General features: G+C 69.5%; 11 protein-coding genes. All 11 read right to left on the bottom strand.

Features of this window, described 5'->3' with window-relative positions:
- Window positions 1–55: 55 nt before the first annotated feature.
- The gene (locus tag ABD262_RS10695; protein ID WP_344135417.1) at window positions 56–646 is read right to left on the bottom strand and encodes a GNAT family N-acetyltransferase; all 591 of its coding nucleotides are present in this window, start codon (window positions 644–646) and stop codon (window positions 56–58) included.
- Between the two features lie 39 nt (window positions 647–685).
- Entirely contained in the window at window positions 686–1,459 is a 774-nt protein-coding gene (locus ABD262_RS10700; protein ID WP_344135420.1) for a MerR family transcriptional regulator, read from the bottom strand.
- A gap of 33 nt (window positions 1,460–1,492) precedes the next feature.
- The gene (locus ABD262_RS10705; RefSeq protein WP_344135423.1) at window positions 1,493–2,515 is read right to left on the bottom strand and encodes a branched-chain amino acid ABC transporter permease; all 1,023 of its coding nucleotides are present in this window, start codon (window positions 2,513–2,515) and stop codon (window positions 1,493–1,495) included.
- A complete protein-coding gene (locus ABD262_RS10710) occupies window positions 2,512–3,384 on the bottom strand; it encodes a branched-chain amino acid ABC transporter permease (RefSeq protein ID WP_344135427.1) in 873 nt (290 codons plus the stop codon). Before ABD262_RS10710 ends, ABD262_RS10705 begins: the two co-directional genes overlap by 4 nt.
- Before the next feature lie 104 nt (window positions 3,385–3,488).
- Window positions 3,489–4,742 carry an ABC transporter substrate-binding protein gene (locus ABD262_RS10715; RefSeq protein ID WP_344135431.1) on the bottom strand — a complete coding sequence of 418 codons (1,254 nt, stop codon included), beginning with the start codon at window positions 4,740–4,742 and terminating at the stop codon, window positions 3,489–3,491.
- Between the two features lie 95 nt (window positions 4,743–4,837).
- Complete coding sequence (locus ABD262_RS10720; protein ID WP_344135434.1) at window positions 4,838–5,554, bottom strand: ABC transporter ATP-binding protein; 717 nt, start codon at window positions 5,552–5,554, stop codon at window positions 4,838–4,840.
- A complete protein-coding gene (locus ABD262_RS10725; protein ID WP_344135437.1) occupies window positions 5,551–6,324 on the bottom strand; it encodes an ABC transporter ATP-binding protein in 774 nt (257 codons plus the stop codon). Before ABD262_RS10725 ends, ABD262_RS10720 begins: the two co-directional genes overlap by 4 nt.
- A gap of 202 nt (window positions 6,325–6,526) precedes the next feature.
- Complete coding sequence (locus tag ABD262_RS10730) at window positions 6,527–7,885, bottom strand: serine hydrolase domain-containing protein (protein ID WP_344135440.1); 1,359 nt, start codon at window positions 7,883–7,885, stop codon at window positions 6,527–6,529.
- Window positions 7,886–7,888: 3 nt separating this feature from the next.
- A complete protein-coding gene (gene topA, locus ABD262_RS10735; RefSeq protein WP_344135443.1) occupies window positions 7,889–10,717 on the bottom strand; it encodes a type I DNA topoisomerase in 2,829 nt (942 codons plus the stop codon).
- Window positions 10,718–10,852: 135 nt separating this feature from the next.
- Window positions 10,853–11,386 carry a hypothetical protein gene (locus ABD262_RS10740; protein ID WP_344135446.1) on the bottom strand — a complete coding sequence of 178 codons (534 nt, stop codon included), beginning with the start codon at window positions 11,384–11,386 and terminating at the stop codon, window positions 10,853–10,855.
- 26 nt (window positions 11,387–11,412) lie between these two features.
- Window positions 11,413–11,634: a hypothetical protein gene (locus ABD262_RS10745; protein ID WP_344135449.1), complete on the bottom strand. Its 222-nt coding sequence runs from the start codon at window positions 11,632–11,634 to the stop codon at window positions 11,413–11,415.
- Window positions 11,635–11,786: the final 152 nt, after the last annotated feature.

Raw genomic sequence — 11,786 nt, forward strand, 5'->3', positions numbered from 1 at the left:
GTAGTACCCCGGTCGGGTGGTCGCACCCGCAGCCGGCGCCAACGCGAGCCGGCTACTACGACGTGTGGGACGCGGCCCACTCGGCCGCGGTCACGGCATACAGGTAGTCGTCCATCCGCGGGCGTCCCCCGCCTTCGCTGCCCGCTGCGGTGAACCCGATTCGACGCAGCCCGACCTTCTCGAGCACGCGCTGCGAGGTGCGGTTGGGGGCGAACACGTCGGCCTGCACCATCGCGGCCCCCAGCTCGGTGAAGCACAGCCGCACGAGCGCCTCGGCCACCTCGGTGGCCAGCCCCTGCCCAGCGTTGTCCGGATGGAGCGCGTAGCCGATGAACGCGATCCGCATGCCGTTGTCGTCGGGCGCGAACCGCACCATGCAGTCGCCCACGACAGTCGCGTCCACCTCGATCACCATTCCCAGCAACGGATTCGGGTGTCCTGGCGTGGAGCGCTCGAAGTTCTCGGCGAGGCGCTCGTCGACGTCCGACAGGCTCATCGGCCCCCGGCTGAGGTAGGTCGTGACGTCCTCGCGGCTGCGGTAGGAGTGCACCGCCTCACGGTCGCCGGGAGCGACCGGCCGCAGCGAGGTGCGCCGCGTCCGGAGCGGCCACGACAGCGCCCCGAAGTCGACCGGTCCAGTCCCCATCGTCCGAGCGTAGGCCAGGGCAGGCACCGCCGTGGGGCGCTACTGCTCCTGACGGTCGGCGTTGGCGTAGATGGCATCCCGGACGTACTGCGCCATGCCGGGCCGGATCTCGTCGTACGTCGAGGTGAACCTCGGGTCGCTCGTGTACAGGTCCGCGAGGTTGCGGTGGAGCTCCAGCGAGCAGTCGTAGAAGCGCTCGTTGATGTTGCGCCGGTGGGCCTCGGCGGCATCCATCGCTGCGGCGCTCGTGGGCGGCTCACCCGCGTCCATCGCATCGGTGAACCCCCGGTGCAGGGCGTCGCTCTCGGCCTTGACCGCTTCCCAGTCGGCCTTCGTGTAGTGCTTGGTGCGCCGCTGCGACTGCTGCCACGCGTCGCTGTCACCCCAGCGCTGCTCCGCCTCGGCCTGGGCGTCCTCGAACCCGTCTCCGAAGAGCTCCTTCAGGTCCTCGGCGGTGGCTTGCTCGTCGTTCATCTCTCTCTCCAGTGCTCGGTCGATGGCCGTGACGAGGTCTCTCATCTCGTCGAGCCGTTGCTGGACCGCTGCGCGTTGGCGACGCAGGTGCTGCTCGACGCTCTCGGGGTGGTCGAGCAGGAGGGCGATCTCCTCCAGGGCGAACCCGAGGCGGCGGTAGACCACCACGTGCTGCAGACGCGTGAGGTCGTCAGCCGTGTAGAGCCGGTAGCCAGCCGGCGATCGCTCGCTCGGCCGGAGCAGCCCGATCTCGTCGTAGTGGTGCAGGGTCCGCACCGTCACGTCGAGTCGCTCGGCCACCTGTCCCACGGTCAGCAGGGTCTGCGTCCGCTCGGTCATGCGACCACTGTGCCGCCTCACGCCGGGTGAGGGTCAAGCGCGGGCGTTGCGGCGCTTGCGGAGCCAGGAGCTCAGGCCGTTGCGGGCCGTGCCCCAGATGCCGTGCCGGAAGGCCAGCACGATGACGACGAAGATCGCGCCGGTGACGATGCCGATGCCGTTGAAGCCCGAGGAGGCGAGCTGGTCCTCGAGGGTCACCACCAGGGCGGCGCCGACGACCGCCCCCCACAGGGTGCCGATCCCGCCCAGGACGGTGATCAGCACGACCTTGCCCGAGGTGGTCCAGATCAGCTCCTGCAACGACGCGAAGCCGTGGCTGATCGAGAAGACCCCACCCGCGAGACCGGCCAGACCGGCCGACAGCACGAACGCCATGATCTTGTAGCGCTCCACGTCGTAGCCCAGGGCCCTGGCCCGAGAGGGGTTGTCGCGGATCGCGACGAGCACCCGCCCGAACGGGCTGTTGACGGCCCGCCAGGCGATGAACACCCCGAGCAGGATGATCGGCAGCGCCGCGTAGTAGAAGTAGAACGAGTCGGCGTTGATGGTGTCCGTGGCGGGGCCCAGGTTCTTCGGGATGCCCTGGAGACCGTTCTCACCGCCGGTCACCGAGCGCCACTGGTTGGCGATGAAGTAGACCATCTGCGCGAAGGCCAGGGTCACCATGGCGAAGTAGATGCCGGTGCGTTTGACCGAGAGGTAGCCGATCGGCACGGCGAGCACCATCGAGGCGACGGCGCCGCCCAGGACGGCCACCGGGAAGGGCACCCCGAAGTGGCTGGCGATGAGCCCGGTCGTGTATGCCGACGTGCCCCAGAAGGCCGCGTGCCCGAACGACAGGAGCCCCGTGTACCCGAGCAGCAGGTCGACCGAGATCGCGAACAGCGCCCATGCGGCGATGTCCATCGCCACCGGCGGGTAGATGAACCAGGGCAGCGCCAGCGTCACCAGCAGGCCGACCGCCAGCATCGCCCAGCGGACCACCGGACGGCGCGTCGCGACCACCGGGCCCGCGGGCAGCTCGACCTCGACCTTGCTCTCCAGCTGGGCGCTCATGATGCGGCCTCCTCACGCCCGAACAGCCCGGAGGGCCGGACCAGGATCACCAACGCCATCAGCATGAAGATGAACACCTGGCTGAAGCGCCCGGCATACCCCTGGCCGTAGGCCTCGACGAGGCCGACCAGGAAGCCTGCGACGACGGCGCCGAGGATCGAGCCCAGCCCCCCAATGACGACCACCGCGAACAGGATGATGATGAAGAAGCTGCCCATGTCGGCCGTGACCGAGCCGGTCGGCGCACGCAGCACCCCGGCCAGCCCCGCGAGGGCGATGCCGAAGCCGAAAACCGGTGTCACCCAACGGCTCACGTTGATGCCGAGCGCCCGCGAGCGCTCGGCGTCCTCGGTGGACGCGCGCACGATCATGCCGACGCGGGTCTTGGTGAGCACCAGCCAGACCGCGAGGCAGACCACGATCGAGAAGACCGCCGCGAACACCTGGTAGGTCGACAGCGACACCGAGCCGACGGCGATCCGGCCGTCGAGCCCGGACGGCAGCGGGTAGGGCAGGCCGGAGACGCCGTACTTGCGCTTGACCAGGTCGACGAGCAGGAGCGTGAGCCCGAAGGTCAGGAGGAAGTTGTAGAGCGGGTCGAGCCGCAGCAGCCACTGGACGAGCAACCGCTCCATCAGCACGCCGAACAGGAACATCGCGATGGTCATGATCGGCAGCGCCCACCAGAACCCGAGGCCGGTGGCGTCCAGCAGGACGGCCGCGCCGACCGCGCCCAGCATGTAGCAGGCGCCGTGGCTGAAGTTGACGACTCCGAGGACACCGAAGATCACGGCCAGTCCCAGCGCGGCCAGCGCGTAGAAGCCACCGAGGGCCAGGCCCTGGAGCGTGTACTGGATGAAGGCGGTCATGGGTCTTCCCGGGTCGTGGGTGTGGTCTGGCCGGCTGTGCTTGGGAGGTATGCCGCCCGCTCGCGTGCCCGGGCGGCATACCTCTCAGGCGTGGTGGTCCGCGGTCACATCTTGCAGGCGGTGTTCACCGGGCCGTAGGCGTCGGCAGCGGGGATGGTCTTGACGACCTCCTCGTAGTCCCACTCCTCCTTGACCTGGTCCTTGCTCTTGACCTTGACCTGGTAGACGTCGTGGATGACGTTGTGGTCGGCCGCTCGGACCTCGCCGTTGCGCAGGAACATGTCGTTGATCTTCTTGCCCTCGAGCTGCTTGACGATGTCGTCGGACTTGTCGGTGCCCGCGGCCTGCACCGCCTCGAGGTAGTTGAAGGCAGCCGAGTAGTTGCCGGCGTGGGCGAACGACGGCCGGGTGTTGGTCTTGGCCTTGAACTTGTCGGCCCAGGCCTTGTTCTGGGCGTCGAAGTTCCAGTACCACGCGTCGGTGAACGTGGTGCCCTTGAACTGGTCGACACCCAGGCTGTGGATGTCGGTGATGAACATCAGGCCGACGGCCAGCTTGGCCTTGTCGGCCATCCCGGCCTGGTTGTACTGCTTCACGAAGTTCACCAGGTCACCGCCGGCGGCCATGATCCCGATCACGTCGGGCTTGGTCGAGCCGGCCTTGGTGATGAAGGTCGCGAAGTTCTCGTTGGGGAAGGGGGTAGCGATCTTCTGCTGGACCGTGCCACCCGCGCGCTCGACGGCGGCGCTGAACGACTTGGTCATGTCCTGCCCGAAGGCGTAGTCGGGGTAGACGATCGACCAGTTCTTGCCGCCACCCTCGACCAGCGCCGCACCGGTGCCCGACGCGAGCATGTAGGTGTCGTAGGCCCAGTGGAACGTGTACTTGTTGCACTGGGCGCCGGTCAGCGCGGTGGTGCCGGCACCGATGTCGATGAACAGCTTCTTCTTCGCCTTGGCCTGGGTGGCGACGGCGAGCGCGGCCGAGGAGGTCGGCACGTCGAGGATGATGTCGGCCTTGTCGCGGTCGTACATCTCCTGGGCCTTGGTGTTGGCGACGTCCGGCTTGTTCTGGTGGTCCGCCGACACGATCTCGATGTCCTTGGCGACCGCCTTGTCGCCGTACTTGGCCTTGTAGTCGTCGACCGCCATCTGGATGGCGACCTTGGAGTTCGGGCCGGACAGGTCCTTGTAGACACCGGACTGGTCGTTGAGCAGACCGATGACGACCTTGCCGTCACTGATCTTGCCGCCGCCGGAGCTGGGGCCGCCGGCCCCGCCGCAGGCGGCGAGCACGAGGCTGCCGGTGACAGCAGTGGCCAGGACGGCCAGGGTCTGTCGGGAGGTGGTGCGCTGCATGTTCCCCTCCTGGGGTGTGGTGCCGGACGTTCGGGTGTGGTTGGTGTGGCTGGTTGGTGTGGCTGGTTGGTGTGGCTGGGTGGTGTCGCTCGGCGTCACATGCCGAGGTACTCGAGGAGCTCGGAGGTGCGGGACTGGAAGGACTCGTTGTCGAGCGACTCCACGACGCGGCCCTGCGCGAGCAGGTAGTGGCGGTCGGCGACGGTGGAGGCGAACTTCACGTTCTGCTCGACGAGCAGCACCGAGACGCCCTGGTCCTTGATCTGACGGATGATGTCGCCGATCTGCTGGACGATGACCGGCGCCAGGCCCTCGGACGGCTCGTCGAGGAGCAACAGCCTCGACCCCGTGCGCAGGACCCGGGCGATGGCGAGCATCTGCTGCTCACCACCCGAGAGCTTGGTGCCCGGGAAGTGCCGGCGCTCGTGCAGCACGGGGAACTGCTCGTAGACCCGCTCGAGGCTCCACGCGTCGGCCTTGCTGGTGATCGGCGGGAGGAGCAGGTTCTCCTGCACCGACAGGGTCGCGTAGATCCCACGGTCGTCGGGCACCCAGCCGAGGCCGGCCTTGGCCCGCTTGTCGGCACTCGACCGGCCGAGCACCTGGCCGGCCCACGAGACGGTGCCCTCGACCTGGCGGTGCAGGCCCATCACCGAGCGCAGCAAGGTCGTCTTGCCGGCTCCGTTGCGCCCGACCAGCGTGACCACCTCTCCCGGGGCGACGCGCAGGGCCACGTCGGTCAGCACGCGCGCTTCGCCGTACCACGCGGACAGGCCGTCGACCTCGAGGATCTCTCCCGACACCGCGCTCACCCCGCCTGTCCGAGGTAGGCGGTGACGACCCGCTCGTCGTGGCGCACCTGGTCGTAGCTGCCCTCGGCCAGGACCTGACCGGACTGCAGCACGGTCACGGTGTCGGCCAGCGAACCGACCACGTGCATGTTGTGGTCGACGAACACGACGGTGCGGCCCTCCGAGACCTTCTTGACCAGCGCGATGGTGCGGTCGACGTCCTCCAGGCCCATGCCCGCGGTCGGCTCGTCGAGGAGCAGGAGCTGGGGGTCCAGGGCGAGCGCGAGGGCCAGCTCCAGGGCCCGCTTCTGCCCGTAGGCCAGGGCTCCGGCCACGGCGCCGGAGAGGTCCGCGAGACCGACCTGGTCGAGCAGGTCGAGGGCGCGGCCGCGGAACTGCCGCATCTGCGCGGACGACCGCCAGAAGCGGTAGCCCAGACCGGTCGGCGACGCGAGCGCCAGCTCCACGTGGTCGACGGCGCTCATCTGGTCGAAGAGGCTGGTGATCTGGAACGACCGCGCGATGCCGAGGTGGGCGATCTGCTCGGGCTGGCGGCCGGTGATGTCCTCACCGCGGAAGAGGATCTGGCCCGAGGTCGGCGACAGGAAGCCGGTCAGCAGGTTGAACAGGGTGGTCTTGCCGGCGCCGTTGGGGCCGACCAGCGCGTGGACCGTCCCGTCGGCGACGCCCAGGCTGACGTCGGAGACCGCGCGGAACCCGCGGAACTCCTTGGTCAGCCCGCGGGTCTGGAGCAGTGCTCCTGCCGCGGGCGCGCTGGCGTCGCTGGGCACCGGCACCTCCTCGTGCGGGTCGGTGCGACGGTGGGGGGTCCGTCGCGTTCTGCAGAACCCTAGGGGGACCGCAGCAGGCCGGACATGTCCGGGTTCGCCACACAACCGTGCCAGAACATGTCCTCGGCCCACACCTGAGGTTGGTCACGGTTGGGGATGTTCCCGGGGAGCTGCCCCAGGCGGCGACGGTATGCCGGGTGGCTCAGTGCCAGCCGTCGGGGTGGACGTCACCCGGGATGTCGGCAGCCGGGTCGTAGGGCGTCCGGCTCAGCCGGAAGGAACCCAGGTCGAGGTGACCCGGGCGACCGTCGGCGTCGCGCACGACCGTCAGCGGCTCGCCCTCGAAGTAGCCGTCGAGCCCGACCCAGCCGGTCTCGGTCGGGCGCAGCCGGGTGCCCCGGAGCTTGCCGGGCTCCCCCAGGACGAGCTGGCCGTCGGGGCCCAACCGCAGGTCGTAGCCGGTCGTGCCCCAGTACCAGTCGCCGACGAGGTCGAGCGCCGACGCGTGGTCGGCGTCCGCGTGCCAGGCCCGGACCGGGCGCGGCTCCTCGGCCAGCAGCTCCAGCAGGTCGTGGCCGAGCGGGCCCAGGCCCGAGGTCGCGTTCGCGAAGACGACGCAGCCGTCCCCGGTCGACAGGTTGACCCGCAGCCCCGCGAGGAACCCCGGCATCGACCCACCGTGCCCGGCGAACCGGACACCGTCGACGTTCCAGACCTGCCAGCCGAGGCCGTGGGCGCCGGTCCAGGCCTGCTCGGGCACGTCGCTGACCACCAGTGGCAGGCACATCTCCTCGAGGGTGGCAGCGTCGAGCAGCCCCGCGGTGTCGCCGGCCAGGAAGGTGGCCCAGCGCGAGAGGTCCTCGACCGTCGACCACAGCTGTCCGGCCGGCGCCATGGCGCCGGCATCGTGCTCGGGCTCGACGTGGAGCAGGTCGGCCATCGGGTGCACCCCCCAGCCGGGCGCCGACGGGGCGACCGGCCGGCTCGTGGTGCGTGACATCCCGAGCGGCTCGAGCAGGTTCGTGGTCACGACCTCCTGCCACGACGCACCCCGGAGCCGTCCGACGAGCTCGCCCAGCACGGCATACCCGACGTTGGAGTAGTGGAACCGCGCGCCGGGACGGAAGCGCAGGCGCGGTCGGCTCGCCAGCAGGTCGCTCCAGGCGCCGCCCTCGACGCGCTCCCACCACGGCCCCGGCGTCTCAGCCTGGAGGCCCGAGGAGTGCGAGAGCAGCTGCGCGACCGTCACCGGCGCGAACTCCACGTCGGCGGTCTCGGGGAGGAGGGCGTCGATCCGGTCGTTCAGCTCGAAGCGCCCCTCGTCACGCAGCCGCAGGACCTCCACCCCGACGAACGTCTTGGTGATCGAGCCGATGCGGTACTGCGTGTCGGTGCTCGACGGCTCGCCGTCGAGCCGGCCGGTGAGGGTGCCGACGGCGCCCGACCACACCAGCTCGCCGTCGCGCACCAGGCCTGCCGCCACCGACGGCAGCCGGCTCTGCGCCTGCTCGGTGGCCAGCCGCAGGTCGAGCCTGCGGGCCGTGGTGGGGTCGAGCGGCATCGGCTAGGCCTTCTCCGTCGCGGCCTTCTTGGCCGTCTTCTTCGCAGCCGTCTTCTTGGTGGCGGCCTTCTTGGTCGTCTTCTTCGCGGCCCGCTTGCGCGTGGTCGGGCCCTTGGCGCGCTTCTCGGCGAGCAGCTCGGCGCCGCGCTCCGGGGTGATCTCCTCGGGGTCGTCGCCCTTGCGCAGGGTCGAGTTGGTCTCCCCGTCGGTGACGTAGGGGCCGAAACGGCCGTCCTTGACCACCATCGGCCGACCCGACACCGGGTCGTTGCCGAGCTCCTTCAGCGGGGCCGCGGAGGCACGACCGCGCTGCTTGGGCTGGGCGTAGATCGCCAGCGCCTCCTCGAGGGTGATGTCGAAGAGCTGCTGCTCGCTGGTGAGCGACCGGGAGTCGGTGCCCTTCTTGAGGTAGGGGCCGTACCGGCCGTTCTGGGCCGTGATCTCGACCTCGGTGCCGTCCTCCTCGGTCGACGTGCCGACGACCCGGGGCAGGCTGAGCAGCTTGAGGGCGGTGTCGAGGTCCATGGTCGCGAGGTCCATGTCCTTGAACAGGCTCGCGGTGCGGGGCTTGACCTTGGCCTTGCCCTTGAGCGCCGCGGTCTCCTCGTCGAGCACCTCGGTGACGTAGGGCCCGTAGCGACCGGCCTTGGCCACGATGTCGCGCCCGGTGTCCGGGTCCTGGCCCAGCACCCTGCCGTCGTCTGCCGACTGGTCGAGCAGCTCGCGGGCCTTGGCCGGGGTCATCTCGTCAGGGGCGATGTCGTCGTTGATGGTGGCGCGTCGCGGCGTCGTCGCCGCGTCGTCGCTCATCTCCCCGGTCGACAGGTCGACGCCCTGCGGCACGGTCTCCTCGACGTAGGGGCCGTAGCGACCCACCCGCACGACGATGCCCTCACCGATCGGGATGGTCGAGATCTCGCGGGCGTCGATCTCGCCGAGGTCCTCGACGAGGTGCTTGAGGCCCTGGCCGGAGCGGCCGATGTTCGGCAGCCCGCCGGGAGACGCGGTCGAGGTGCCCTCAGTGAGCCCCTCACCGCTGAGCCCCTCACCGCTGAGCCCCTCACCGAAGTAGAAGCGCTGCAGCCACGCGGCCCGCTGCTCGTCTCCGCCGGCGATGCGGTCGAGGTCCTCCTCCATCGAGGCGGTGAAGTCGTAGTCGACCAGCTCGCTGAAGTGCTCCTCGAGCAGCCTCGTCACCGCGAACGCCAGCCAGGTGGGGATCAGGGCGTTGCCGCGGGTGTTGACGTAGCCGCGGTCCTGGATGGTGCCCACGGTGCTGGCGTAGGTCGAGGGTCGGCCGATCCCCTTCTCCTCCATGGCCTTCACGAGGGTCGCCTCGGTGTAGCGCGGCGGCGGCGAGGTCTCGTGGCCGTCGGCGTCGGCGCGCAGCGTGGTGATGTCCACGCCCTCGCTCAGCTTGGGCAGGCGACGCTCCTCGTCGGCCTCCTGGGCGCGGCTGATCTGCTCCTCGTCGCGGCCCTCCTCGTAGGCCGCGAGGAACCCGCGGAAGGTGATGACCGTGCCGGACGCGCTGAACTCCACGACCCGGCCGTCCTCGAGGGTGCCGCCGAGCTTGACCGTGGCCGTCGACCCGCGCGCATCGGCCATCTGCGAGGCGACCGTGCGCTTCCAGATCAGCTCGTAGAGCGCGAACTCGTCGCCGCGAAGCTCGCCCGCGACCTGGGCAGGGGTGCGGAACCTGTCCCCCGCCGGACGGATGGCCTCGTGCGCCTCCTGGGCGTTCTTGACCTTCTTCTCGTAGCGGCGAGGGGCGTCGGGCACGTACTCCGCGCCATACAGGTCGCGCGCCTGCTGGCGTGCCGCGGTGAGGGCGGCCTCCGACAGCGTGGTGCTGTCGGTACGCATGTAGGTGATGTAGCCGTTCTCGTACAGCCGCTGGGCGACCCGCATCGCGTTCTTCGAGGAGAGCCGCAGCTTGCGCGACGCCTCCTGCTGGAGGGTGCTCGTCGTGAACGGCGCGGAGGGGCGTCGCGTGTAGGGCTTCTCCTGGACGCTGGTGACCTTGACCTGAGCCGAGACCACCTGCCGGGCAATGGAGTTCGCGGTCTCCTCGTCGAGGTGGACGACGTTCTTGGACTTGAGCGTGCCGTCGTCGGCGAAGTCGCGGCCGGTGGCCACGCGGGCGCTGTCGACGGCCGAGAGCCGCGCCCCGAACTGGTTGGCCGGGCCGTCGGGCGTGAAGTCGCCGACGACGTCCCAGTAGGACGCGCGGACGAACGCCATCCGCTCACGCTCCCGCTCGACGACCATCCGGGTCGCGACGGACTGCACGCGCCCGGCGGACAGGCCCGCCTTCACCTTGCGCCACAGGACCGGGCTGACCTCGTAGCCGTAGAGACGGTCGAGGATGCGGCGGGTCTCCTGGGCGTCGACCATCGCGACGTCGAGGTCGCGGGTGGTGTTCGCGGCGCGCTGGATCGCTTCCTTGGTGATCTCGTGGAAGACCATCCGCTTGACGGGGACCTTCGGCTGGAGCACCTCGAGCAGGTGCCACGCGATGGCCTCGCCCTCGCGGTCCTCATCAGTGGCGAGGTAGAGCTCGTCGGCACCCTTGAGCAGGCGCTTGAGCTCGGAGACCTTCTTCTTCTTGTCCGCGTCGACGACGTAGTAGGCCTCGAAGCCGTTGTCGACGTCGACGCCGAACCGGCCGAACGGGCCCTTCTTGATGTCGGCGGGCATCTCCGAGGGGGTCGGGATGTCGCGGATGTGGCCGACCGACGCCTCGACATCCCAGTCCTTGCCCAGGTAGCCGCCGATCGTCTTCGCCTTGGCCGGCGACTCGACGATGACGAGCTTGCGCCCCTCACTCATGGTTCAACCTCTGTTCCTGACCCCATGTGCAGCGGATTCGTCGCTGCATGGACACGGCATCGCCGATGACGGTATCCGAACCCGTCAAGTCCGTGACGGAAGGCCCGGCGTGCGGTCGTTCGCAGGGGTCGGCAGTCAGCCGAGCTGGGGCAGGACGAAGAGGTCCGGGTCCGGGTCCTGCAGGACGAACTCCGAGGTGCGGATCGCGACCGGACCGCGCAGCCCATCGGCGTCGAGGTCGAGCACGCACTCCGTCTCCGCGTCGGCGACGACTCGCAGCGCATGCAATCGCCAAGTGCTCACCACCGAGGGCCGGCCCGTGGCAGCGTGGACCCTTGTCGTCCGCGACAGCGGGGCCCCGCCACTGTCGAGCCAGGCCACGGCCTGCTCGGCACTGGCGAGGGCGTCCAGCTCGGGCGCAGGCAGAGGTGGCAGCAGCCCGCCGGGTCCGACGCGGACCAGCGCACCGTCCACCCCACGGACCACAACATCGCCCCCTGGTGTGCCCGCCACGAACACCAGCCCTGCCGAGTCCTCCGCCCTGAGGGACTCCCCGAGCCGCCAGTAGGTGATGGTGTGCGGAGCGCCGCTCGCCGCTCCCGTCAGCGTGTACTTGGCCCGCACCGTGACGTCGTCCTTGACGACCCGACCCCTATCGCCGGAACGCATTGACCACGTGTGTTGCGGCGCTGTCATCAGCAGAGCGTCGCGCTGTAGGAGTATCGAGTTATCGACTGCCAGCGGACACCGTCCGGCCATGCCAACCCGTATGCGGCGGTTCGAAACGTGCCGTGCTGAGCCTGCGAGCACAGGACCGAACGCCCTTTGAACGCCTGCGGCATCCCCGTCTGAACCGAGCACTCGTAGTTGGTGCGGTTGTAGAAGTTGCCGAAGTGGTCCCGCTCTTGGAGCTTCACGCATACCTGCTGCACGTCAAAGGGTTCCGACGCAGTTCTGGAACGCCGAGTACGAAATCCAGTTCCTGTGTGAGGAGTCCACCACGATTCCTGGTGTGTTTGCATGACCGGTACATTCCCAGACTGAGGCAGCCGCTTCCTACCCTCGACGC

This window comes from Pedococcus bigeumensis (assembly GCF_039531795.1).
GTDB lineage: Bacteria > Actinomycetota > Actinomycetes > Actinomycetales > Dermatophilaceae > Pedococcus > Pedococcus bigeumensis.